Origin of the sequence: Veillonella dispar (assembly GCF_900637515.1) — a bacterium.
Taxonomy (GTDB): Bacteria; Bacillota; Negativicutes; order Veillonellales; family Veillonellaceae; genus Veillonella; species Veillonella dispar.
This window is the reverse complement of the sequence record NZ_LR134375.1, coordinates 849,523-873,705: the sequence shown is the minus strand read 5'-3', so window position 1 is coordinate 873,705 and position 24,183 is coordinate 849,523. Positions and strand designations below refer to the sequence as shown.

Here is a 24,183-nt window from a genome sequence, read left to right as displayed (position 1 = left end):
AGCTTATATATCCATATAGTGAGATACTAATGATGATGCCCCACACTAGTATGCTCATTACTATCTTCTCTACTGGATATGTTGTGCTCTCCTTTAGATCCTTCCATATGGAATGTATATATACCTTGATCTGCTTTAACTGTTCCATGACAATCCATTCCAATTAACCTTTGTTGAAGACTAGCTATAAATTTACGACATGCTTCATCACTATGGCCTATACCATCTACACTAATATGTTCATCCTTTATATTAAGGTGTTGTAAACTGATTCCTTGTCCCATAGCTATATCAAGGACATATAAAACGATAGTATTTTGAAAAATAGGTTTTTTATTTCTCCCAGAACTATTCTTAAGTATTTTATTTTTAACTGATACTATATCCTCATACTGTTTTCCAATTGACTGATACTGCGAATTTTCCAATAAAGTCAATAGTTCTGCTTTTTCAGTCTTATACTGTTTATAACTAGACCAACACCAACCTATAGCTATTAATCCTACTATTACGTATACAATACTTATGCCATATAGATAATAACGATATCTGTGCCATAAACTATGCCAACGTAACGATCGAGGCATTAGATTAATATATCTACCATCCCAAGCCAATCCATTTAAGCCCCCTTGCAGCCATACCAATGGCCATATCCCAATCTAATTGTCCTTGTTTACATCGATTACGACCACGCCCTAAGAATAATAATGGAATATACTCTGTTTCTCCATATATAGAAATAATGGCTTCCATATCCTTCTGTTCTTCTTCGGTTAATCGGTCGAAGCCATACAACTTAATCCCTTGTATTTCATCTACGCCAAATTCTTGCAGCCTAGCTTCTAGCACCTCCATAGCTTCTGATACATCACTGCCACTAATAGGGACAATCCGTTCTTGAATACATATATCATTCCACCACAGCCATAAGTGTAGATTATCCTTTTCTACGACACCTGTCACGGTACCACTACGCCGCATCAAGCTGTAACAAATAGGAATAGGCCAGAAATCGATTACATCCACCGGTGCATAGGTGTCTCGTATACCTTGTTTTAAAAGTTCTAATGAATGACGCTCTACGGCAACCATAAACATATGATAATTATGTCTTGGATATTCTCGACGACATGCATCCATTTGGAAACTGTCGCCATCAAAGGTAAAGTAATCCTCTACATTCCATTTGATGAACTCCTTCATATCAAAATCGTGAGGATCATAAGGTGCTACATGCATTTGTGTATCAATATTAGCTACCATGCTGTAAGCTCCGTCATCTAAATCATACATTTCTATAAATTTTCTAACATCCTCATCAATAGATGCACTGCGTTTCATTTCTAGTGCATCGGTAATGACCATCGTTTTATTTTCTACATGAGCTGTTACACATACAATACGTTCATCTGTAATACATACACCAGTATGTATTTTCTTTTTCCGTTTCATAGATTCACCTCAATATGGTTTTATCTTCATAACATGCATAGTATGATCTGTATCTACTGTCACATACATATGTACACGACTTACTATTTCCTGATGTTTCAATTTTCCATAACTCATAACGTGACGAGGATTGTCACGGGATGGATCGGCTTCAATGGTGATTTCCACATCCGCATCATCAGCCACAATTAGCTTTTCCTGAAAGTCCCATGTATTACCAGCCTTACAGTAGCCTACAAACCAATGCGCTCCACTTTGCGCTGCATAATGAGCCTCTTCTAAATGCAATTCATCTACTGCATTACTTTCACAAATTTGACCAATACGCAGTCCCATAAAGGCCAATACTAATAAAAAGGACATTGTAAATATGGCTACATATGTAATAAACCCAGCATTATGGGCTCCCATGTTCATGACTTGTTTCCTCATTATCTTTATACCAATCATATATACTACTTTGACCTATGGCGACTTCATATATAGCTAAGCCTCCATATCCAGCAGTATATTGTTTATCACCAGTAAATCGATTCGTAATATACCAGCTCATATGGACTGCTCCGCTCTCATCCATACTAAATGAATGTTCTTGTGTGTACCCAACATTTCGTTTATCCTTTGTGCCGATAATACGGCTGCCGCTAACAGGTTGTAAGCTGCCATCTGTAAGCTTCCTATACAAAGCATGGCGTTGTAATGTTAGTTTAGTACGCTTAGTGTCGTGAATATATAAGGTCATATTTCGATCCTCTACCGTTATCTGTACAGGATTCCATATGATTTGAGCCACCGCCATGCGCCGCGTATAACGACCATCCTCCATCATGGCTACGCTATCAACTAATTTTGCATTCCACATAACCCCATAAAAAACTATGCCTAACAATAAGGTTAAAACGATGGTCGAAATAGTTATACTGATGAGGGTTGAATACAAAATAAAACCTCTTTGTGTATCATGAGTTCTCACCGTATTTCCTCCAAGTCGAGAGATAAGGTATACACAACAGATTCATTATCTATGGCCTGCACAGTTAATCGTTGTAGGACAATGCCATTTTCTACGATAGGTTCTACATGTGTTTTATAAGTAATAGATTCACTGGGACTCATAATAAATTGAGAGTTATGTATACCTTCTTGAATATGACCCGTTTGATAATACATAGACTTACTTTCCTCTACATATGTTATGGTGTCTTGTAATATATGATCCCAATAGTAAGCCTTATAGATTGTTAAGGTAGACATCCAAAATACAGATAATATAACCGGCAAGATAAACATAATAATAGCTGTTGATACTAAGGCATCTCCATACATAAAGCCCTTAATGGACTTCTTCCCATCGAATACGTCCCGTCTGTACAGATATCCATATACGATTTCTCTCACCACTTTCTCGATCTCGTAAAATAAGTTCCGTTCCATCATAAGGTAATCCTAGAGAAGAAAAAGAGATAACCGTTAAGGGTTGTACATTTTCAATCCCTACAGGTAAGGAAATATTAACTGTATGATGATGAGCATCCTCCTCTAAGGTATAGCTGTCTTTATTTAATATGAATAACATACGCCCTTTTCCATTAGATTTATGCCCAAGCATAGACCAAAGTTGAACCTTTTTTAACATATATACTACTTCTTCAGTACTTCCATTTAGAGTGTAACGGCTAGGCGTTGTTACAATAGGCAAAGACATAGAAATAAGAAGTAAAAATAAACTAATCGCAATAATCCACTCAGCTAACAAAGAGCCGTATTGATGATGTACAGGTTGTGCCTTAACCATTGGTACAACACCTCCATATAGGATCCGCCATGTAAGGCACACCAACCACCAAAGCATAGAAAGGGACCAAATGGAATGTATCGATTACGATAGCTTGTTAGTAAGAGATAGAGAGAACCAACACAAAAGGCTACGTAAAAGAAGCATACAATCTCCCACGGCGTAAGCCACATGGCAATAGCAGAAAACCATTTCACATCGCCTAGTCCAAAACCTTTATGACTCATAAGACGAAGTCCATATGTAATAGCACCTACACTCATAACACTTATAATCGTTACAAGCATAGACTTATCATTTATAAAGCTATACACGATACCACCTAAAACAAGCACTAACGCCCCTTCATCAGGCAATATATAGTAATGCATATCGATGGTAGCACCTGCTATGATGATGAGTGAAAACACAGCATACAAAGCAACGTGAATAAAGGATATTGCTCGTGATGAAAGTATAATAGGCAATACAATGGATGCTATATACACGATCAGTGCTATAACGTAATGAGTCCCTTTCATACCTTGTCCTTCCATAAAATCAACTGTATATATATTAATGTAAATATAACTACTGTATAGCTATTAATATAACTACATATGTATATGCAAATAAAAATCTACATTTCAATCATCAATCCATGCACATTAACTATTAAGACTTAAATATTAAGTATTAAATATTAAGTACTAAATACTAGATAGCGCTTAGGTTTAAGGTGCATCAGGGGCTTTAACTACAACTGCCTTCGCAGTACCACCATTAACCGCTTCATAAGTAATGGTATATTCCTTATCTTTTGCAGTTTTAACATGTTCTGTAAGATAGCCTTCTTTATATAAATTTTCCACAGTTGGCGGTGTATCTACATTCTTGTCAATCATATAGAGCTGCGTTGCATTTTTAATAATTTGAATATCTGCTGTTTCCTTCGCAGTTCGTGCTCGATCAGCAGCCGATAGAAATTGTGGCATCGCAATAGCTGCTAATATGGCGATAACTGCAACGACAACCATTAATTCTACAAGAGTAAATCCACCTTTTCTCGATTTTTTAAGGTTTTCTCGAACATGATTAATTTGTAGATGCTCTACAATCCATTGACTACATATTTCTAATCTATGATTTAATTCATGAACTAGGTGCATAACAGAACTCATAATATCCTCCTTTTATCATTATTAATTCTGTAAAATAGCTTGATAACAATGCCTACGGCCCTCCCAATTTAGCAATAGACGTAAACAACGGATACATAACAGACACAACCAAAACGGCTACACCAATCCCCATCAAGGTCAGTAAAATTGGTTCTAATAGTCTCTCAAGACGAGCAATATATTTTGAAAGTATAGATTCATAATAATGTCCACAATGTTCTAACATCTTTACGAGTTCCCCACTTTCCTCTCCAATAGAGATCATTTGCCATATAAAGGAATTTCCAATATTCTCAGTTCTCAGACTCTCTTCTAAAGAATGGCCTGATAATAATTTTGCCTCTACCTTTTCACTACATTCGGAACCATGCATATTGCCCCATAAAGGTCTTGTAATATTCATAGTGTGAATAATAGAAATTCCAGAATCTAACAAAAGCGCCCAAACTTTTAACATACTTGTATAGTAAATGCAGGTCATCCATTGGTATCGGTGAGCCAACTGCCAAAGCCAACGATGTACTTTGCGTTTTATACTATATTGACGATATGCAAAGACCATAGCCCCTAGGCCTACACAATGCAGAATAACAACCACTATGGGATGATTCTTTAGCCCTTGTCCTAATGCAAAGAGGGATCGCGTCATCACAGGTAATGTAATATGCATAGTAGTAAAAACCTTTTCAAAGGATGGAATAATAAACAAAATGGTAACAAGAAAAAAGATATTCATTAATACAAGTAAAAATAATGGATAGGAAATAGCACTGATAACCTTCTGCCGTAGCTGTCGTTCCCAATCATAGTGACGTGATATATATTGCAAGCTTTCTCCTAATGTACCTGCAGCTTCTCCACTTTCTAGTAAAGCCAGTGCAATGGCAGGACAACTTTCACTTCGCAATGCTTGAGACAACGTTTGACCACGCTCAATCGATTCATATAAGGCGGTATACAGAAGGCCTCTTTTCCCTTGACATAGTAACTGTAATGCGCGTCGTAAAGGCACGCCAGATTCGATGAGTAGTCCTAATTGATAGGTTACATCTACCACCATAGTATGATTCCACTTATGTTTCTTCTTATTTACTTGTAAAGTAATTTTATAAATCTTATATCCATCTCGCTTTAACCGTGTACCGACCTCCTGTTCTGAATCCGCCCATATTAAACCTTTGATCGTTTCATTATTCTCATCTTTTACGACATATTCATAAGCCTCCATACCTTCACCTACGATAATTGTTGATCTAATAATGTATGTAGTTGTTGCTGAGAGCCATATTGTACCTTCGCATCTCGTACGGCCATCTCTAGTGTTTTCATAGGTAGTTGTGTTTCTTGAATAGAAATGATTTGTGGTTCCTTACGAGTACGTATCAAATTCGCTACCGCATGCGTGTTTAGCAAAATATCACGGATGGTAATGAACTTTTTATTCCATCTAAGGAGCCGTTGACATATAACGGCACGTAGCACTTGTGATATTTGACTACGCACCTCCTCTTGTTGTTCTCCAGGGAATAATGAAATCATGCGGTGAACAGCCATTACAGCCCGCTGTGTATGCATGGTTGCCATCACAAGATGACCTGTTTCGGCTGCATGAAGTGCAGCCTCTAAGGTTTCTCGATCTCGGAGTTCTCCTACCATAATGACATCTGGATCCTCCCGCAATGCATCTCGAATACCATCAGACATAGACTTAATATCTGCACCTAATTGGCGTTGATGAATTAACGATTTCTTAGGTTTAAACTCAAATTCGATAGGATCTTCTAACGTGATGATATGGCGCTCCATCGTTTGATTAATATAGTCAATACAACAAGCTAAGGTAAAACTTTTACCACTACCCGTAGGACCACAGACGAGCAATAAACCATCATGAGATTCACATAATTTTTGTAGGAGTTGACCTTCACTATTATCATCCAGTTTAAGTTGTTGATGACACAATAAGCGAAGTGTGCCACATATAGTTTGATTAGCTCGATACAGATGAACACGAATGCGTACACCACAACAGGAACAAGCTTCATCAAGAGATTGCCATTCATACGATGCTATACCACAACGTCGTAAAATATCTTCAATCAATGTAGTCGTACATACAAATCGAGTAGCCTTTAATCCATCACCATGTCTCAAATAGATAGGCTCGCCACATTGTAGATGAATATCTGTTGATGATAAGTGTATAGCCTCTTCAACAATGGTTTCTAAACTTTCACTATTACAGCATGAGTCCACAACGATGCACCTCCTCTATAGATGTAACATGTTGAGCTACGGCTTCACGGGCAGAATCTTCTAAGGACAGTAACACATGTGCCTCTAATTGATCCCACTGAGCCGAATTAATAGGTATCTCTAAGTATTCAAACAGAGCAGTCCGTCCGTGATACGATGTACCATCAAATTTTCTAACTAGACGTTGTGCAATGGCCCCCATCAAGGTAGCCCGTATTAAATACGGTTCTACCCCCATATCCATGAGACGCGTTACAACACCAAGTGCTGTATTTGTATGAATAGTGGATAGTACACGGTGTCCGGTTAAAGCTGATTTAACAGCCAGCTCTGCCGTCTCCTTATCCCGAATCTCACCGATCATAATCGTATCTGGATCTTGACGTAGCACAGATCTTAACCCTTTGGCAAAGGTAAAGCCGATTTTTTCGTTAATACCAATTTGAATGGCTCCTTTTATTTCAGCCTCTACAGGATCTTCAAGGCAAATTAGCTTTGTTTCCTCTAAATTCAACATGCGGAGCATCGCATATAAGGTAGCAGTTTTGCCACTTCCCGTAGGCCCACAGATGAGTAACAATCCATAAGGACGTTTTAATAGCTGTTCAATATGATCAAAAATATCTGCACGCATGCCTAACGCTTTTAGATCCTTATGACTACCTTCATTCCCCATAAGACGACACACCAAAGTTTCTCCATATAAACTGGGTAATGTAGATACGCGCATCGTTACCGATGTATCCTTATGACTCCATGCCCAACGACCATCTTGAGGCAATCTCTTTTCACTAATATCTAACGTACTACATACCTTGATACGGTTAATAATAAGATCTGCCTCTTCGTTTGATACAGTCATATGCGTCTGTAATAATCCATCTTGTCGTAATCTAATTTGTACACCATTTTTAGTTGGATCAAAGTGAATATCGCTGACATGATGCTCTAATGCATACAGAATAATATCGTCTAATGTTACATCTACATACATGGTCACCTCCTATACCTTGCGGTATGTTTTTACCTCACACTAGCGTATGGCGTTATAAGGTTCGACATCATACCTTTAATTCCTCTTTTATGTTTAAAAATCCACGAAGCGAAAACTTTTTTATTTTAGGCATACAAAAAAGGCGCCCCGAAGGGCGCCCTTATTGGACTATTAGATATAACGTATCTTATTTTAAATTATAGAAAACGTCATTACCTTTATATTGAGCTGTTTCGTATAACATTTCTTCAATGCGAAGCAATTGGTTATATTTTGCTACACGTTCAGAACGAGCAGGTGCACCAGTCTTAATTTGACCAGCATTTACAGCTACAGCAATATCAGCAATGAATGTATCTTCTGTTTCACCAGAACGGTGAGATACTACACATGTATAGCCAGCGCGTTTAGCAAGCTCCATAGCGTCGAATGCTTCTGTTAAAGTACCGATTTGGTTAACTTTTACAAGAATGGAGTTACCTACACCAAGCTCAATACCACGAGCCAAACGTTTTGTGTTAGTTACGAATAAATCATCACCAACAAGTTGTACGCGATTACCAAGGCGTTCTGTCAACAATTTCCAGCCATCCCAATCTTCTTCAGCAAGACCATCTTCGATGGATACGATTGGGTATTTACCTACTAGGTATTCATAGAACTCTACCATTTCAGCAGCTGTTTTAACTTTGCCTTCACCAGCTAAATTATATTTGCCATCTTCATAGAATTCGGAAGATGCAGAATCAAGAGCTAATTTGAAGTCTTTACCAGGTTCATAACCAGCCGCTTTAATAGCTTCACAAATGACTTCTAATGCTTCTTCATTAGATGCCAAGTTTGGTGCGAAACCACCTTCATCACCTACGGCAGTGCTAAGGCCTTTATCATGAAGTACAGATTTCAATGTATGATATACTTCTGCACAGCTGCGAAGAGCTTCTGCGAAGGAAGTAGCGCCTACAGGCATGATCATGAATTCTTGAATATCTACATTATTATCCGCATGTGCACCACCGTTCAAGATGTTCATCATAGGAACTGGTAATTCTTTTGCGTTGAAACCACCAAGGTATGCAAATAATGGCAAATCTAAAGATTCAGCCGCCGCACGAGCTACAGCCATGGAAACACCAAGAATTGCATTAGCACCAAGGTTAGATTTATTGTCTGTACCATCTAATTTCAACATCAAGTTATCGATTGCTACTTGTTCAGTCGCATCATAACCAATAATGGCAGGACCGATTTTAGCATTTACATTGTCGATAGCTGTTAATACACCTTTACCGGAGTAACGGGATTTATCACCATCACGTAATTCTACAGCTTCAAACTTACCTGTAGAAGCACCGGATGGAACCGCTGCTGTTGCAATAGTACCATCTTCTAAACATACTTCAACTTCAACAGTTGGATTACCGCGGGAATCTAAAATTTCTCTTGCAATGACTTGTTCAATTACTGCCATTTCTTCACCTCATAAAATCTAACGGAATGACTATCATATGACAATCATTATATATTGAGCTAAACCATATGGCTTATCACTCTAATTAACTATAAATATAGTGAAAACTCTATATTATGCTTTTTTTACCAAACTATGACCAGTCATAGATTTTGGTTGATCTATGCCAGCCAAGTCTAATAATGTTGGCGCAATATCACATAATTTACCAGATTCTAATGTAGCTGATTTTAGAGTATCACTCATTAAAATTAACGGTACCAAGTTCGTTGTATGTGCTGTATGCACCTTACCTGTTTCATGGTTAACCATAAGCTCTGCATTACCATGGTCTGCAGTAATCAACAAATGACCCTTTTTATTACGTATAGCCTCTACGATTCGACCTAAACAAGTGTCTACTGCTTGCACTGCTTTTACAGCTGCTTCAAAGCTACCTGTATGACCAACCATATCTGGGTTTGCAAAGTTCAAGATAATCATGTCATATGTTTCATCTTGAATAGCTTGTACAACCTTATCAGTCACTTCATAAGCGCTCATCTCAGGTTGTAAATCATAAGTTGCCACTTGAGGTGATTTTACAAGGATGCGGTCCTCACCTTCAAATGGTTCCTCTTTACCGCCGTTGAAGAAGTACGTTACATGGGCATATTTCTCTGTTTCAGCAATACGCAATTGACGATAGCCACCTACACTGAGTACTTCGCCTAATGTTTCTGACAAGATGTCTTTTTCGTACACAATATGAACTGGTAAGCCATCTTCATATTTGGTCATAGTCGCCATATACAAGGATAATGGTTCACGGTTAAAGCCATCAAATTCTGGCAATACTAAAGCTTTTGTAAGTTCACGCCCACGGTCTGGACGGAAGTTACAGAAGATAACAGCATCGCCATTCTTGATAGTTCCTTCAGAGTCAATCACTGTAGGAAGAACAAACTCATCAGCTGCATCCTTATCATAGGATTGTTGTACCGCTTCACAAGCTGATGCGGCACTTTCACCTTGACCATGTACAATAGCGTTGTAAGCAAGTTCCACACGGTCCCAACGATTATCCCGATCCATTGCATAATAGCGACCACTTACGGTGGCAATTTTACCACAGTTTAGCTCTACCATATATGCTTCTAAATCTTTGATATAAACTTGTGCACATTGAGGTGCTACATCACGACCATCGAGCAATGCATGTACATATACATGTTCAATACCATTGTCATGAGCGCCTTTAATAACAGCCTTGATATGTTCTAAGGAGCAATGCACATTACCATCAGAAACTAGGCCGATAAGATGTAAGCTTTGTTTTTTGCCTACTTCATATAGTTCCTTTATAACAGGGCGATTATAAAACTCACCAGACTCAACGTCTTTAGTAATACGAGTTAAATCTTGGTACACAATGCGACCAGAGCCCAGGTTTAAATGGCCAACCTCAGAATTCCCCATTTGGCCTTCTGGAAGGCCTACCGCTAGTCCTGATGCTTCTAATTTTGTATGTGGATACGTATCCCATAATTGATTAAAACAGTGCGGCTTCGCCTGTACTACAGCATTGGTTGTATCTGATTGATCTCCCATGCCAAAGCCATCTAAGATGACTAGCATTACGGGAGCCTTTAATTTAGCCATTTTTAACCTCATATTAAGCGCCTATTTGATTCGCCGCTTTAATAATATCAATAAATTCATCAACTACTAAAGATGCACCACCCACGAGTGCTCCATCAATATTAGGTTCTCCTAGGATTTCGAGAGCATTTTCAGATTTAACACTACCACCATATTGGATGCGCACAGCATCAGCAGTCTCATCATCGTATAAAGAACGTATGTAATCGCGAATTTCTTTACATACCTCTTCAGCTTGATCAGCAGTTGCTGTTTTTCCTGTACCGATAGCCCAAATTGGTTCGTACGCAACAATCAATTGGCTAACTTGTTCCTTCGGAACATCAACCAAAGCACCTTTAAGTTGAGACGTAATCCAGTCAAGAGTATGACCGGACTCACGTTGTTCTAAACTTTCACCAACACAGACAATAGGTGTTAAATTATGATGGAATGCACTTTTAATCTTTGCATTTACCGTCTCATCTGTTTCACCATAATATTCACGGCGTTCAGAGTGACCAATGATAACATAATTGACACCTACCTCTGTAAGCATAAGTGGTGAAATTTCACCAGTAAATGCACCAGCATCATGATAATCCATGGTTTGTGCGCCTACTGCAATAGCCGTATCGCGTGTTAATGCTACTGCACGCTCAATAGCTGTGAAAGGCGGGCAAACAACTACATCACAGGATAATTCCATATCTTGTAACACGCTGTTAAACGCTTCGATCAGGATAGATCCAGACGCAATGGTGCCATTCATTTTCCAATTTCCTGCAATAATGGGTTTTCTCATATTATGCCTCAGACAATGCAGCAATACCTGGTAGGATTTTACCTTCTAAGAATTCCAAGGATGCGCCACCACCTGTGGAGATATGGCTAATCTTATCTGCTAAGCCACTTTTTTCAATAGCAGCTACAGAGTCACCACCACCAACGATAGTCATCGCATCGGATTCAGCTACAGCTTTTGCTACCGCATTTGTACCAGCTGCAAAGTTTTCCATTTCAAATACGCCCATTGGACCATTCCAAATAATAGTCTTCATTGGCGCCAATGCTTCTACATATAGCTCACGTGTTTTAGGGCCAATATCTAGAACCATCCAACCATCTTCAATATTTTCAACGTCAACGATTTTAGTATTAGCATCGTTGCTGAAAGCATCAGCTACTACAGCATCGATTGGAGTCAATAATTTAGCCCCTGCTACACGTGCTTCCATAACAAGATCTGTAGCGATAGCTTCTTGGCCTTCTTCAAATAAGGAGCTACCAATGTTACAGCCTTGTGCTTTAATGAAAGCATTAGCCATACCGCCTCCGATGATCATGACATCAACTTTAGGTAATAAATTAGAAATTACAGAAATTTTATCTGTTACCTTAGCACCGCCGATGATAGCTGCCATAGGTGTTTTAGGATGTACAACCGCTGCACTTAATGCTTCAATTTCTTTTTTGAGCAAGAAGCCTGCTGCCATAGGAATATAGTCAGCAATACCAACTACGGACGCAGCATTACGGTGAGAAACACCAAATGCATCGTTAATAGCTACATCAGCAAGAGATGCTAATTGTTTAGCAAACTCAGGATCGTTTTTAGTTTCTTCATTGTGGTAACGCAAGTTTTCAAGCATCAATACATCGCCAGGTTGCAATGCTTTTACAGCTTCTTCAACCTTATGGCCAATGCAGTCATCTACGAATGCTACTGGTTTATTAATAAGCTCAGATAAATGTTTTGCACATGGTGCTAAAGACATTTCCGGTTTTCGTTCCCCTTTTGGACGACCAAAGTGAGAAGCAAGAATAACCTTTGCCCCTTTTTCAATTAAATAATTGATAGTAGGTAAGGCACTACGAATACGAGTGTCATCAGTGATGACACCGTCTTTCATAGGAACATTAAAATCAACACGAACAAATACTGTTTTGTTGTCTACTTGTAAACCATCGATTGTTAGTTTCATCAAAGCCTCCCGATTATAAGCCTTTGCTTGCTACGAATGCTGCCATATCGATAAGACGTTCGGAGTAACCCCATTCGTTATCATACCAAGAAACAACTTTTACCATGTTGCCATCCATAACCATGGTTAAATCAGCATCAACAATGGAGCTGCGAGGATCAGAGCTGAAATCACAGGATACCAATGGTACATCGGATACACCAAGAATACCTTTTAATTCGCCAGCTGCTGCTTTGCGGAATGCTTCATTGATTTCTTCTTTAGTAGCTGGTTTTTCAAGTTCGCAAACAAGATCTGTAGCAGATACATCTGGAGTAGGAACGCGCAATGCGAAACCGTCTAATTTACCTTTTAATTGAGGCAATACTTTTGCAACCGCTTTTGCTGCACCAGTTGTTGTAGGAATGATAGACATTGCTGCTGCACGAGCACGACGAGGGTCTTTATGACGTGCATCAAGAATTTTTTGGTCATTTGTATAGGAATGAATTGTAGTCATCATACCGCGTTTGATACCGAATTCATCGCATAAAACTTTAGCAAATGGAGCCAAGCAGTTTGTTGTACAAGATGCATTAGAGATAATGTGATGTTTTGCAGGATCATACATATCTTGGTTAACGCCCATAACCATAGTTAAGTCTTCGTTTTTACCAGGTGCAGAAATCAATACTTTTTTTACAGTAGGTTGATTCAAATGAACTTTTGCTTCTTCTGCGTCACGGTATTTACCAGTACATTCCATAACGATTTCAACGCCTTCTTCAGACCAAGGCAATTTAGAAGCATCGCGGTCATGGAATACGCGGATTTTTTTACCGTCAACATAGATATTGTCATCATCAAATGTTACTTCATTAGGAATTGTGCCATGAACAGAGTCATATTTTAACAATAATGCAGTACCTTCATTATCGCCAGTAGCATTGATTGCTACAACTTCTACGTCAGGATTATTAATCGCTGCACGTACTACACATTTACCAATACGACCAAAACCGTTAATACCAACTTTTACTGCCATTGTTAGATCCTCCTAATAACAAAAATATTCTAACAAAATATTTAACTACCAACTTCATTTATAATGCTGAAATTTGTAACAATTGACGCATACCTTCTGCAGCTTGCTCATCGATGATTAGTATGCCTTTTTGACAAGCTCTCATAACACCAATAATGGCACTCGATTTATCTTGTCCACCAGCCACAGCAATCACATTGGGAATTTTTGCAACATCAGGAAGTGATAAACCAATATTATTAGTGGAATAAATCAACTTACCATCTATATCGCGATATTGACCAAGAGCTTCGCCAACAGCATGATTATCTACTAACTGCTTACGCACATCATCAGCTATATGGCGTTGATCCGCCATTCTCATAGCTGTACCAATACCAAACAAGAGTACGTCAGTCCTACTAATAAGATCACCAATTTCCTTGATTTGAGGTTCGCAAGTGATGAGCATATGCAATGAGTCTTGTGAAAGTCCATCAGGCAAATGGAGCATTTTATAGGTACCGCGAAGCCGTTCAGCAAGCACCGAAGCAATTACGTTAGCTTGATATTCTACAACCTCACCAACGCCACCACGGGCCGGTACACCAATAGGATTAAATGGTAATACAGGCATTTCCTCAGCTACTGCAGCCATTGTACTACCACCACTGATGGCAACTACAGAGTTCGGTTCTAATAATTCCTGTAATAACTTTGCTGCTGCAAAGCCTAGTTTTTTTACCATCAACGTTCCTTCAGTAGGAGTGATGATAACCCTATCGATATGAAGTGCTTCAGTCAATCGATGTTCTAGCTCGTTAATACGATCTAATTCATTTAAAAAATTTCGCAACTTTGGAACAATTGCATGTCCCTCATCAGTGAGAAAAATCCCTGGTTTATAAATGTCTACTAGACCATTAGCACGCATTAGCTCAATATGACTTCGTACGGTTCGCTCTGGAAGATCCGTTGCAGTAGCTAATGTTCTACGGCCTATAGGCTCTTCATAAACTAGGTGGTTTAATATTTTGTATCGCTCCTTTAATACACTAACGATTTCAGGAACAATACGTTCACATATCATTAGAAACTCGTTCATCGGGTCCCTCCTTTACCCGTTGGGATTGTATGAATCGTTTTTCGTCCCATGTGAACAAAATTCGTCCCACCTAAAATAAAAAAATACTTTTACATTTGTATTGTATACCCTATGTAGATTTTATTCAAGACTTTATACGTAGAAAACGACATAATTTAGGGATTTTATACAACTTTGTACCTAAATTATGTCGTTTGTATATGTTTATTTTATTTTGTACCGAAGATACGGTCACCAGCATCGCCTAAACCAGGCAAAATGTAACCATGATCATTAAGTTTTTCATCAAGAGCCGCTACGTAAATAGGAACTTCAGGATGTTCCTTATTTACTGCTTCCACACCTTCAGGAGCCGCAACAAGACACATTAATTTAATGTTTTTAGCGCCTTTTTCTTTTAGCAAGGTAATAGCTGCTGCCGCACTACCACCAGTAGCGAGCATTGGGTCTGTTACGATGAAGTCGCGTTCACCTACATCAGAAGGTAACTTGCAGTAGTATTCTACTGGTTTTAATGTTTCTGGATCACGATATAAGCCGATATGACCAACCTTTGCAGTTGGAATCAAGTTAAGCATACCATTTACCATACCTAAACCAGCACGAAGAATTGGAATAATGCCCAATTTTTTACCTGCAATACGTTTGCCAGTCATTTTAGTTAAAGGTGTTTGAACCTCTACATCCTCTAATGGTAAGCTACGTGTAATTTCATAGCCCATCAACATCGTAATTTCATCAAGTAATTGTCTGAAATCTTTAGAGCCTGTTTCTGCATCACGCATCAATGTAACTTTGTGTTGAATCAATGGATGTGTCATAACACTAACTTTCATGACTGTCCTCCTATAAATAATTTATATACCCTATCGGTATCCATTTAATATTCATATTTACTCTATCACAGATTGATAAATCATGCCATAAAAATATTAAAAGGGATGTGATAATACACATCCCTTTTATCGTATTTAAGCCTTATGTAATTTTAATAAGATTAATCCAAAGATTAGTACAATGGATACGCTTCGCAAAGTGCTGCTACGCGTTTGCTTGCTTCTTCATGAACTGCTTTATCTTCAGGATTTCTAAGTACAGTTGCAATGATATCTGCAATTTCTTCCATATCTTTTACTTGTAAGCCACGTGTTGTAAGTGCTGGTGTACCAAGACGGATACCGCTTGTTACAAATGGACTAGCAGGATCGAATGGAATTGTATTTTTATTACAAGTAATACCTACTTCATCAAGTAAATGTTCTGCTTCTTTACCTGTTAAACCAGTATTGCGTACGTCTACCAACATAACGTGAGTATCTGTACCACCAGATACGATTGTTAAGCCTTTTTCTTGCAATGCAGCAGCCAATGCTTTTGCATTATCGATAACTTGTTGTGCATATACTTTGAATTCTGGTTGTAATGCTTCACCAAATGCAACAGCTTTAGCAGCGATAACATGCATCAAAGGGCCACCTTGAATACCAGGGAAGATTGCTTTATCGATTGCTTTAGCATATTTTTCTTTGCAAAGAATCATGCCACCACGAGGGCCACGCAATGTTTTATGAGTTGTGGTAGTAACGATATCAGCATATTCTACTGGGTTTGGATGTAAACCTGCTGCTACAAGACCAGCAAAGTGAGCCATATCTACCATGAAGATAGCATCAACTTCATGAGCTACATCAGCCATTTTTTTGAAGTCGATTTGACGGCTATAAGCACTACCACCAGCGATGATCAATTTAGGTTTAGCTTCTAATACGATTTTACGGAACTCATCATAATCGATTTGTTGAGTTTCTGCATCTACACCGTAAGGTACTACGTTGAAATATGTACCAGATACGTTAACTGGAGAACCATGAGTTAAGTGACCGCCATGGGACAAGTTCATACCCACAATAGTGTCACCAGGTTGTAGTAATGCGAAATACACGCCAAAGTTTGCTTGAGAACCAGAATGAGGTTGTACGTTAGCATGTTCTGCACCGAACAAGCGTTTTGCACGTTCAATAGCTAATGTTTCGATAACATCAACATTTTCACAACCGCCATAATAACGTTTACCAGGATACCCTTCTGCATATTTGTTAGTCAATACGCTACCTTGAGCTTCCATTACTGCTTGAGAAACAAAGTTTTCAGAAGCGATCATTTCTAATTTATCGCGTTGGCGTGCTAATTCTTGATTGATAACAGCTTGAATATTAGGGTCTTGTTTTTCTAAGAAACTCATGAGTATCCTCCTCGTGAAAACGAATATATATAGGTAATGATGTATTACTTCTCTAGTGCTTTAATTTTCTCTACACGGCGTGCGTGACGACCACCTTCGAACTCTGTTTCCATAAAGATGGCTACAATATCGTTAGCTAGACCAGGACCAATAACGCGTTCCCCCATTGTGAGAATATTAGCGTCATTATGTTCACGACATGCATGAGCAGAGAATGTATCATGACAAAGAGCAGCGCGAATACCTGAAATCTTATTTGCTGCAATACCGATACCAATACCAGTACCACAAATCAAAATACCTCGGTCTGCTTGACCAGATACAACTGCATTTGCTACAGGTACAGCAATGTCAGGATAGTCGCAAGAATCAGCTGTATGACAGCCAAAATCCTCTACTTCATGTCCCAATGCATTTAATAATTCCTTAACGGATGCTTTTAAATGTAATCCGCCATGATCACAACCGATTGCAACTTTCATAATTTCATCTCCTACGCCTTCTGAGGCACTGAGCTAAGACCGGCCTCTACTAAGTGATAAATTTGTTCCGCACATTGATTATATACGGTTTGATCAGATCCATATGGGTCAGTAACATCACCATCTTGACCACCCCACTCGGAAATCGTTTTGATTTTACCTTCCTCAAATGGGAATTGGCGAAGTAGTACAGATTTGTGATCTTTCGTCATACCAATGATAAGATCTGCTGCATTCACGAGTTCCATCGTCAATGGTCTCGATTCATGATCAGAAATATCTGCAATGGAACGGACAGCTTCAACGGCTTGTTCAGTTGGCTTTGCTCCATAGGCGGCAAATAGACCAGCTGATACAGTCGTCACATCCTTATGTTGCTCCGCTGCAAGGGCCCGTGTAATACCTTCAGCCATAGGGCTACGGCAAGTATTACCGGTACACACAAATAAAATATTCATAATAACATCCTTACTTAATCACATTTTGTGATTACTTTATACATTATAGCAAATTCATCCAATATGTAAAGACATATTTCTATTATCAGTGGACATTTTTATGCTAGTAAATTTACTTATAAATGATATGGTGACTAGATGCCTTTTCCATACGATTCATAATAGCAACGCCAAAACCATTATCATTAACACCTTCTGCTAAGATTAAGGTAACATGATTTTCGTTAAAATGTAATAGGCTTTTGTAAAAGTCATGGCCTAATGATAAGGCATCACCATGATGACCAAAACAATGACACATAAAACGCATATCGTCTTTAATCAGGTTATACGTTTCATGACTGACCAAACAACCGATAGGACCTTCTATACCTTCTGAAAGCTCCTTAAACGTAGATGCTATGACCTCAGGATTACCTACCACAACTGTCATAGGTGCATCAGGCGCATAATGCGTATACTTCATACCAGGAGCCTTTGGCTTAGTGGTAGCATTAACTAGCGCAGTATCATATTCAACCGTAGACACAACATTTTCAAGTTGTGCTTTTGTAATTCCACCAGGTCTCAATATAATGACCTTATCATCATGCACTTCCACCACAGTAGATTCTACACCAATCGTACATGGACCAGCATCTAAAATATAAGAAATACGGCCCTTCATATCATGGTAAACATCTTGTGCCGTTGTAGGGCTTGGACGACCAGATATATTTGCACTAGGAGCCGCTACAGGTACACCAGCGCGTTCTAATAATGCACGGCATATCTTATGATCAGGACAACGCAATGCTACGCGAGGTAACCCTCCAGTAGCACGATTTGGCACTAAATCAGATTTAGGCAATGTAATCGTTAATGGCCCTGGCCAAAACGTATCCATTAATAGTTGTGCCGTATTTGAAACCTCTGTTACCAAAGGTTTTATACTTTCACTATTAGGAACATGTAAAATCAATGGATTATCTGAAGGACGACCTTTGGCAGCATAAATTTTATCCATCGCCTCTGGATCAAGTCCATTAGCACCGAGTCCATATACAGTTTCTGTGGGAATGGACACCAATTCGCCATTACGTAAAGCGCGAGCGAGCATATCTAGTTCTTGTTCTGATGGATTTGTAATAATTTGAGTATCCATATTATCCCTCATATACTGCGGTTACAACACGATTATTACCACCAAGATCAGCGATACACTGAATGTTAGAGTAATGACCAGCTTCTTTTAATAAAGACTTTACCTCTTCTGCTTGATCGTAACCTATTTCAAAGGCTATACGGCCTTGTGGTTTTAAATATGTACCGCACGCTTTAGCTAAAATACGATAGAATTCTAATCCATCTTCACCACCAAACAAGGCAATATGAGGCTCATTTAATACATCCTGAGACAATAATTTAGCATCTCCTGTACGGATATATGGTGGATTCGATACGATGAGGTCAAACTTTTCAGCTTTACCATCTAAGGCAGAAAACATATCGGACTCTAATAATTGAACACGATCATTTAAGTTAAATCTTTCCCTATTCTCCTCAGCTACTGTTAAGGCATCCGTAGATATTTCAAGGCCTACACCACACGCATTCGGCAAATAGTGTAATAGACTGAGTAATATCGTACCAGGGCCCGTACATACATCAAGGATACGAACCTTACTATCTTTTGGGTACGCACCTAGTACATGCTCAATTAAGGTTTCCGTATCAGGTCGTGGAATCAACACCTTATCATTAACCTTAAAGGTCAATCCCATAAAGTCCTTTTCCCCAATTATAGCCGCTACACAATGACCCTTGGCCCGTTCTTGAACGAGAGGTCTAAAAGCATCGAGTTCCTCTTGAATAAGCGGTTGGTCATAATGAGTATATAGATAAATACGATCCTTGCCTAAAACGTGAGAAAGCAGTACTTCCCCATCAAGTCGAGGTGTATCCATCTCCTTGCTTTGAAAGTACTGCTCTGTCCACTGGAGAATACGACCGATTGTCCAAATCTCCTTATACATTTGTATTAGCCTCCTGCATTTTTGCCGCTTGGTCAGCAGCATTTAAGGCTTGAATGATTTCATCTAGATCGCCATTTAAAATAGCATCTAATTTATACAATGTTAAATTAATACGATGGTCTGTTACGCGGCCTTGAGGGTAGTTATAGGTACGAATACGTTCACTACGGTCACCAGTACCAACTTGGCTCTTACGGTCTGCGGCCATGCTAGAAATAGCCTCTTGTTCAGCTTGGTCTTGCAATTTAGCACGCAATACACGCATAGCTTTTTCACGGTTTTGTAATTGAGAACGTTGGTCTTGGCATGCCACAACAATACCAGAAGGTAAGTGTGTAATACGAACAGCAGATTCTGTTTTATTGATATGCTGACCGCCCGCACCACTGGCACGATAGGTGTCGATTTTCAAGTCTTTTTCATTAACTTCAATATCAACATCTTCCATCTCTGGTAATACAGCTACTGTAACGGTAGATGTATGCACACGGCCTTGTGTTTCTGTAGCAGGTACACGTTGTACGCGATGTACACCAGATTCAAATTTCATCTTAGAATATACATTTTCACCATCTACAGAGAAAATAACCTCTTTAAAGCCACCAAGTTCTGGTTCATTAGCATCGATAATCTCACAACGCCAGCCTTGGCTTTCCGCATATTTTGTGTACATACGGAACAAATCGCCTGCGAATAATGCTGCTTCGTCGCCGCCGGCACCACCGCGAATTTCGATGATGATGTTTTTATCGTCATTAGGGTCTTTAGGCAATAAAAGAATTTGCAATTTCTCTTCTAATTCCTCTTTTTGAGGTTTTAGCTCTTTCAATTCCTCTTGTGCCATTTCGCGGAATTCTTCATCCATGGATTTATCTTCGATAACTTCCATAGCTTCATCAATACCAGCTAATACTTTTTTATAAGTACGGAATGTTTCAACTGTTTCAGATAATTGAGCATGTTGACGTGTTAATTTACGCCATTCATCTTGGCGCGCAATCACTTCAGGGTCACTGATGCGCTGCTCCAGGTCCATAAATTTATCTTCAATAACTTGTAATTTATCTACTAGCATGTTTATTCCTCTTCATAAGCATCACTCTCAGGAGGGCGAACCTCTTCAAGAGCTCGTATAGCTACTTCAATTTGATCATCTTCTGGTTCACGTGTGGTCATGTATTGTAATGCAAGACCAGGTTTGATAAGAGCTTGCACAAAGGAATGCTCACTACGACCAGCAAGACGAATAACCTCGTACGCAATACCTGCCACTACGGGCATGAGAAGTACGCGGCTTACGATACGTTCTAACAAATTAGGCCAACCTAAAAAGGCAAATACAAAGATACTTACAACCATAACGATAAGTAAGAAATTTGTGCCACATCGCGGATGTAAGCGACTTTGTTTGCGAACGTTTTCTACAGTAAGAGGCAAGTCTAATTCATAAGTATGAATCGTTTTATGCTCTGCCCCATGATATTGGAAAACTCGTTGAATATCCTTTGTAAGTCCAATCCCCCAAATATAGAGTAGGAAAAGAACTAAACGAATGACACCTTCAATGAGATTTAATATAACATGATTATCCTGTACACCAGGAATAAATTTCACGATAAATGTAGGCAATGCCAAAAATACAGCTATCGCAAAGATGGTAGAAATAACCATAGTAATGGCAATTTCTCTATTAGACATTTCTTCCTCTTCATCACCAGCGGCCTTAGCAGAGAAGGACAAGGCCTTCATGCCAATTACGAGGGATTCATAAAGAGCTACACAGCCCCGAAGAAATGGTTTTTTCAAAATTGGATATGTGTCAGCAATAGATTTTGTAGGCTCTTTTTGAACTACAATAGTTCCCGCTGGTTCTCGTACAGCTGTTGCTGTAACGCCAGGGCCCCTCATCATGACACCTTCGATCACAGCTTGTCCACCGACAAACTTTTTAATACGTTCTGTGTTCACAAGAGCTCCTCTCATAAACAAATAGAGGCAGAGCTCATAGCCCTGCCCATAGATGCTACATTACATGACAAATTATTTGCCGTAACGTTTGTTAAATTGTTCAATACGACCACGAGCTTGAGCTGCGCGTTGTTGACCAGTGAAGAACGGATGGCATTTGGAGCAAACGTCTACACGAAGGTCTTCTTTTACAGAGCCAGTTTTGAATGTGTTGCCACAACCGCAAGTTACTGTAGCTTCTTTATAGTCTGGATGAATACCTTGTTTCATTCTATACACCTCTTTCCGACAATCAATATTATTCTTATAGATTATAGCATGACACTAGTACAAATGCAAGTTGCCAATACTATTCCTTGGATGCTTGTTTTTCTTCAATAGATTCAGCTAGAATAGTCTCTAAGTCACTTTCATTAAGGATATCACGCAATGCGATGAGCTCCTCTAAAGAAAGGGTAATACCTTTCTTCATGCTTGTATATTCACTATCCCAAGCGCGAAGGTCAAACTTAGGATTATATTTGCCCCAGCTAGTACATGTTAATTGTTTTTTCCAACCGTCTTTATCTTCAGATAAAGTGCCGATAACTTTGAAGATTTCAAAATTAATAACTGCCATGAGTCAGTCCTCCTTTCTTACACATCTGTGTAGTATGGTTCATACCTACTATATTTAGTAGTTCATATTTTTTAGGATACGATATATTTTAAACTAAATATCAGACTTTTACAATTAGTTTTTATAATCGCTATAGTCTTCAATATCAATAGATGTAGTAGGAGGCATTACTTGAGCACCTAATTCATCTACCGTAGATTTCCAATTTGTAGCTGCTTCTGTAACAGCCTTGATATAGGCTTCATCAGCAGCCTGTACAGATGAAATTAATTGAGCTTCATTATTAACATCTAATACGCGGCGACGCACGCTGCTAAGCATATAGCCGAAAGACTCATCTGTTTGAACGAGCATGGAAATCTCTTGAATCAATGTTTGACCCGTAGTACTACAGAAGTATGCATACCACATATATGCCAATTCAGCATCTGGGAACATCCAGTAAATATCCTCTGCTGGTGCCTCTGTAGTAATATCTACATCTACATGATCCGCGTAACGTTTGAATGTTAGGAAATAAGCGCCACTTTCCACAAGAGCATTACGTCCTAATGCAGAAACTCGGCTGTCGATACAGTAAATACCATCTTGACCTAAGGCTACATCAGTTTGACCGCCTGGAAATAAAATAGAGCGTAAAGACAAGCCATAATTTAATACTGTGAATACCGGTAATTGAGCAAATACACCATGAGGCAATGGAATATAATTAATCGTTTTCCACTCATCTCCTACGCGTTCACGCAAGCCAACGCGCATCTTTTTAACATCGTATTTACCATATACAATTTCATAAGCCCCTAATGGAGTCCATTCACGGATTGCTTCCACACGCTTTTGATTCAAGAAGAATTGCAATGCCATATTATTTAAGCCCAATTGGTTTTGTGCCATTGTAGCAGGTAAGAATAATTGTGCAGTCCCTTCTGGAACAAGATTATGTAGTCCATTTGCCACTTCTTCCACAATATCTTCAGAGGATTGGAACATGCCAACCGTTCCTGTAAAGATATGATCAAAATAGCTGCGATGAGGCCATTGATTAATAATTTGTGCCATTGGGTATAAACGTGTCAAAATGCTATAGCACACTGGAGACGCCGTATAAAGAACGACTTTTTTATCTTCATAAGATTGAAGAATCTCTTCAACCATGCCTGCATATTCTTCTACATAAGCGTAAAGAACGAGTTCTCCCGTTTTGCTATGGGCTTCGATACTTTCACGAACAGGAGTTTCCCAAATAGTGCCTACATCTAGACCATCCAAGATACCTGTATCGCTAATGAAATCAAATAATTCAACTCTAAAGGATGGACCATATAGAGCTTGGAATGTATTCAAATCATATGGAACAGGACCAAAAGACTCGACTGTGGATTTTTCTGCTAACGCATATAAATCATCTGCTGTTACACCCCACTCACGGGAGCTAGCATTACTAGAAATCAATTGATCTAGTACTTTAAAACGCATTAACTCATTTACAATATCAATTCCCTCAATGCCATGAGTCGCACAAAGGGCAATAAATTCTTCGTTATTTACTTTCATA

The 24,183-nt window shown here is 38.9% G+C and carries 28 protein-coding genes; all 28 read right to left on the bottom strand.

Features of this window, described 5'->3' with window-relative positions; genetic code table 11:
• Positions 1–26: 26 nt before the first annotated feature.
• Positions 27–617 carry a hypothetical protein gene (locus tag EL171_RS03995; protein WP_039969126.1) on the bottom strand — a complete coding sequence of 197 codons (591 nt, stop codon included), beginning with the start codon at positions 615–617 and terminating at the stop codon, positions 27–29.
• Positions 601–1,455 carry a hypothetical protein gene (locus EL171_RS03990; RefSeq protein ID WP_005386301.1) on the bottom strand — a complete coding sequence of 285 codons (855 nt, stop codon included), beginning with the start codon at positions 1,453–1,455 and terminating at the stop codon, positions 601–603. The genes EL171_RS03995 and EL171_RS03990 overlap by 17 nt, the downstream gene beginning before the upstream one ends.
• Positions 1,456–1,464: 9 nt before the next feature.
• Complete coding sequence (locus EL171_RS03985) at positions 1,465–1,818, bottom strand: hypothetical protein (protein WP_232013653.1); 354 nt, start codon at positions 1,816–1,818, stop codon at positions 1,465–1,467.
• Between the two features lie 34 nt (positions 1,819–1,852).
• Entirely contained in the window at positions 1,853–2,317 is a 465-nt protein-coding gene (locus tag EL171_RS03980) for a hypothetical protein (protein WP_005386297.1), read from the bottom strand.
• A gap of 107 nt (positions 2,318–2,424) precedes the next feature.
• Positions 2,425–2,781: a hypothetical protein gene (locus tag EL171_RS03975; protein WP_005386296.1), complete on the bottom strand. Its 357-nt coding sequence runs from the start codon at positions 2,779–2,781 to the stop codon at positions 2,425–2,427.
• A gap of 7 nt (positions 2,782–2,788) precedes the next feature.
• Positions 2,789–3,250: a hypothetical protein gene (locus EL171_RS03970; RefSeq protein ID WP_039969122.1), complete on the bottom strand. Its 462-nt coding sequence runs from the start codon at positions 3,248–3,250 to the stop codon at positions 2,789–2,791.
• On the bottom strand, positions 3,205–3,786 hold the full coding sequence (locus EL171_RS03965) for a prepilin peptidase (protein ID WP_005386294.1): 582 nt from the start codon (positions 3,784–3,786) through the stop codon (positions 3,205–3,207). Before EL171_RS03965 ends, EL171_RS03970 begins: the two co-directional genes overlap by 46 nt.
• 177 nt (positions 3,787–3,963) lie before the next feature.
• Positions 3,964–4,410: a competence type IV pilus major pilin ComGC gene (locus EL171_RS03960; RefSeq protein WP_005386293.1), complete on the bottom strand. Its 447-nt coding sequence runs from the start codon at positions 4,408–4,410 to the stop codon at positions 3,964–3,966.
• A 52-nt stretch (positions 4,411–4,462) separates the two neighbouring features.
• The gene (locus EL171_RS03955; protein WP_005386292.1) at positions 4,463–5,638 is read right to left on the bottom strand and encodes a type II secretion system F family protein; all 1,176 of its coding nucleotides are present in this window, start codon (positions 5,636–5,638) and stop codon (positions 4,463–4,465) included.
• 8 nt (positions 5,639–5,646) lie between these two features.
• Positions 5,647–6,666 (bottom strand): type IV pilus twitching motility protein PilT, encoded by a 1,020-nt coding sequence (locus EL171_RS03950; protein WP_005386291.1) that lies wholly within the window; start codon positions 6,664–6,666, stop codon positions 5,647–5,649.
• Positions 6,650–7,660 carry a GspE/PulE family protein gene (locus EL171_RS03945; RefSeq protein ID WP_005386289.1) on the bottom strand — a complete coding sequence of 337 codons (1,011 nt, stop codon included), beginning with the start codon at positions 7,658–7,660 and terminating at the stop codon, positions 6,650–6,652. Before EL171_RS03945 ends, EL171_RS03950 begins: the two co-directional genes overlap by 17 nt.
• Positions 7,661–7,847: 187 nt before the next feature.
• Positions 7,848–9,131: a phosphopyruvate hydratase gene (gene eno, locus EL171_RS03940; RefSeq protein ID WP_005386287.1), complete on the bottom strand. Its 1,284-nt coding sequence runs from the start codon at positions 9,129–9,131 to the stop codon at positions 7,848–7,850.
• Positions 9,132–9,245: 114 nt separating this feature from the next.
• The gene (gene gpmI / locus EL171_RS03935) at positions 9,246–10,772 is read right to left on the bottom strand and encodes a 2,3-bisphosphoglycerate-independent phosphoglycerate mutase (RefSeq protein WP_039969119.1); all 1,527 of its coding nucleotides are present in this window, start codon (positions 10,770–10,772) and stop codon (positions 9,246–9,248) included.
• Positions 10,773–10,785: 13 nt separating this feature from the next.
• Positions 10,786–11,556 (bottom strand): triose-phosphate isomerase, encoded by a 771-nt coding sequence (gene tpiA, locus EL171_RS03930; protein WP_005386282.1) that lies wholly within the window; start codon positions 11,554–11,556, stop codon positions 10,786–10,788.
• Position 11,557: 1 nt separating this feature from the next.
• Complete coding sequence (locus EL171_RS03925) at positions 11,558–12,736, bottom strand: phosphoglycerate kinase (RefSeq protein WP_005386280.1); 1,179 nt, start codon at positions 12,734–12,736, stop codon at positions 11,558–11,560.
• Between the two features lie 13 nt (positions 12,737–12,749).
• Positions 12,750–13,760 carry a type I glyceraldehyde-3-phosphate dehydrogenase gene (gap, locus tag EL171_RS03920; protein ID WP_005386278.1) on the bottom strand — a complete coding sequence of 337 codons (1,011 nt, stop codon included), beginning with the start codon at positions 13,758–13,760 and terminating at the stop codon, positions 12,750–12,752.
• Positions 13,761–13,818: 58 nt separating this feature from the next.
• Complete coding sequence (locus EL171_RS03915) at positions 13,819–14,844, bottom strand: sugar-binding transcriptional regulator (RefSeq protein WP_005386277.1); 1,026 nt, start codon at positions 14,842–14,844, stop codon at positions 13,819–13,821.
• A 209-nt stretch (positions 14,845–15,053) separates the two neighbouring features.
• Positions 15,054–15,680, bottom strand: coding sequence for a uracil phosphoribosyltransferase (gene upp / locus EL171_RS03910; RefSeq protein WP_005386275.1), 627 nt, complete (start codon positions 15,678–15,680; stop codon positions 15,054–15,056).
• Positions 15,681–15,853: 173 nt separating this feature from the next.
• Complete coding sequence (locus EL171_RS03905; protein WP_005386274.1) at positions 15,854–17,086, bottom strand: serine hydroxymethyltransferase; 1,233 nt, start codon at positions 17,084–17,086, stop codon at positions 15,854–15,856.
• A gap of 44 nt (positions 17,087–17,130) precedes the next feature.
• Positions 17,131–17,568, bottom strand: coding sequence for a ribose 5-phosphate isomerase B (rpiB, locus tag EL171_RS03900; RefSeq protein ID WP_005386273.1), 438 nt, complete (start codon positions 17,566–17,568; stop codon positions 17,131–17,133).
• Between the two features lie 11 nt (positions 17,569–17,579).
• Positions 17,580–18,026, bottom strand: coding sequence for a low molecular weight protein arginine phosphatase (locus EL171_RS03895; protein ID WP_039969116.1), 447 nt, complete (start codon positions 18,024–18,026; stop codon positions 17,580–17,582).
• Between the two features lie 112 nt (positions 18,027–18,138).
• Positions 18,139–19,170 (bottom strand): L-threonylcarbamoyladenylate synthase, encoded by a 1,032-nt coding sequence (locus EL171_RS03890; RefSeq protein WP_039969113.1) that lies wholly within the window; start codon positions 19,168–19,170, stop codon positions 18,139–18,141.
• Between the two features lies 1 nt (position 19,171).
• The gene (prmC, locus tag EL171_RS03885) at positions 19,172–20,041 is read right to left on the bottom strand and encodes a peptide chain release factor N(5)-glutamine methyltransferase (protein WP_005386270.1); all 870 of its coding nucleotides are present in this window, start codon (positions 20,039–20,041) and stop codon (positions 19,172–19,174) included.
• Positions 20,034–21,116, bottom strand: coding sequence for a peptide chain release factor 1 (gene prfA / locus EL171_RS03880; protein WP_005386269.1), 1,083 nt, complete (start codon positions 21,114–21,116; stop codon positions 20,034–20,036). Before prfA ends, prmC begins: the two co-directional genes overlap by 8 nt.
• 2 nt (positions 21,117–21,118) lie before the next feature.
• Positions 21,119–22,024, bottom strand: a complete 906-nt coding sequence (locus EL171_RS03875) for a DUF1385 domain-containing protein (RefSeq protein WP_005386268.1) — start codon at positions 22,022–22,024, stop codon at positions 21,119–21,121.
• A 57-nt stretch (positions 22,025–22,081) separates the two neighbouring features.
• Positions 22,082–22,279 carry a 50S ribosomal protein L31 gene (gene rpmE, locus EL171_RS03870; RefSeq protein ID WP_004696185.1) on the bottom strand — a complete coding sequence of 66 codons (198 nt, stop codon included), beginning with the start codon at positions 22,277–22,279 and terminating at the stop codon, positions 22,082–22,084.
• 79 nt (positions 22,280–22,358) lie between these two features.
• Positions 22,359–22,628, bottom strand: a complete 270-nt coding sequence (locus EL171_RS03865; protein ID WP_005386267.1) for a YdbC family protein — start codon at positions 22,626–22,628, stop codon at positions 22,359–22,361.
• 114 nt (positions 22,629–22,742) lie between these two features.
• Positions 22,743–24,182, bottom strand: a complete 1,440-nt coding sequence (locus EL171_RS03860) for a hypothetical protein (RefSeq protein ID WP_005386265.1) — start codon at positions 24,180–24,182, stop codon at positions 22,743–22,745.
• Between the last annotated feature and the right edge of the window lies 1 nt (position 24,183).

Coding starts and splice junctions, on each gene's coding strand:
- EL171_RS03990 (WP_005386301.1), bottom strand. CDS start 1,455: ATGAAACGGAAAAAGAAAATACATACTGGTGTATGTATTACAGATGAA.
- EL171_RS03985 (WP_232013653.1), bottom strand. CDS start 1,818: ATGTCCTTTTTATTAGTATTGGCCTTTATGGGACTGCGTATTGGTCAA.
- EL171_RS03980 (WP_005386297.1), bottom strand. CDS start 2,317: ATGTGGAATGCAAAATTAGTTGATAGCGTAGCCATGATGGAGGATGGT.
- EL171_RS03975 (WP_005386296.1), bottom strand. CDS start 2,781: ATGTATGGAGATGCCTTAGTATCAACAGCTATTATTATGTTTATCTTG.
- EL171_RS03970 (WP_039969122.1), bottom strand. CDS start 3,250: ATGGTTAAGGCACAACCTGTACATCATCAATACGGCTCTTTGTTAGCT.
- EL171_RS03965 (WP_005386294.1), bottom strand. CDS start 3,786: ATGGAAGGACAAGGTATGAAAGGGACTCATTACGTTATAGCACTGATC.
- EL171_RS03960 (WP_005386293.1), bottom strand. CDS start 4,410: ATGAGTTCTGTTATGCACCTAGTTCATGAATTAAATCATAGATTAGAA.
- EL171_RS03955 (WP_005386292.1), bottom strand. CDS start 5,638: ATGGAGGCTTATGAATATGTCGTAAAAGATGAGAATAATGAAACGATC.
- EL171_RS03945 (WP_005386289.1), bottom strand. CDS start 7,660: ATGTATGTAGATGTAACATTAGACGATATTATTCTGTATGCATTAGAG.
- eno (WP_005386287.1), bottom strand. CDS start 9,131: ATGGCAGTAATTGAACAAGTCATTGCAAGAGAAATTTTAGATTCCCGC.
- gpmI (WP_039969119.1), bottom strand. CDS start 10,772: ATGGCTAAATTAAAGGCTCCCGTAATGCTAGTCATCTTAGATGGCTTT.
- tpiA (WP_005386282.1), bottom strand. CDS start 11,556: ATGAGAAAACCCATTATTGCAGGAAATTGGAAAATGAATGGCACCATT.
- EL171_RS03925 (WP_005386280.1), bottom strand. CDS start 12,736: ATGAAACTAACAATCGATGGTTTACAAGTAGACAACAAAACAGTATTT.
- gap (WP_005386278.1), bottom strand. CDS start 13,760: ATGGCAGTAAAAGTTGGTATTAACGGTTTTGGTCGTATTGGTAAATGT.
- EL171_RS03915 (WP_005386277.1), bottom strand. CDS start 14,844: ATGAACGAGTTTCTAATGATATGTGAACGTATTGTTCCTGAAATCGTT.
- upp (WP_005386275.1), bottom strand. CDS start 15,680: ATGAAAGTTAGTGTTATGACACATCCATTGATTCAACACAAAGTTACA.
- EL171_RS03905 (WP_005386274.1), bottom strand. CDS start 17,086: ATGAGTTTCTTAGAAAAACAAGACCCTAATATTCAAGCTGTTATCAAT.
- rpiB (WP_005386273.1), bottom strand. CDS start 17,568: ATGAAAGTTGCAATCGGTTGTGATCATGGCGGATTACATTTAAAAGCA.
- EL171_RS03895 (WP_039969116.1), bottom strand. CDS start 18,026: ATGAATATTTTATTTGTGTGTACCGGTAATACTTGCCGTAGCCCTATG.
- EL171_RS03890 (WP_039969113.1), bottom strand. CDS start 19,170: ATGGATACTCAAATTATTACAAATCCATCAGAACAAGAACTAGATATG.
- prmC (WP_005386270.1), bottom strand. CDS start 20,041: ATGTATAAGGAGATTTGGACAATCGGTCGTATTCTCCAGTGGACAGAG.
- prfA (WP_005386269.1), bottom strand. CDS start 21,116: ATGCTAGTAGATAAATTACAAGTTATTGAAGATAAATTTATGGACCTG.
- EL171_RS03875 (WP_005386268.1), bottom strand. CDS start 22,024: ATGAGAGGAGCTCTTGTGAACACAGAACGTATTAAAAAGTTTGTCGGT.
- rpmE (WP_004696185.1), bottom strand. CDS start 22,279: ATGAAACAAGGTATTCATCCAGACTATAAAGAAGCTACAGTAACTTGC.
- EL171_RS03865 (WP_005386267.1), bottom strand. CDS start 22,628: ATGGCAGTTATTAATTTTGAAATCTTCAAAGTTATCGGCACTTTATCT.
- EL171_RS03860 (WP_005386265.1), bottom strand. CDS start 24,182: ATGAAAGTAAATAACGAAGAATTTATTGCCCTTTGTGCGACTCATGGC.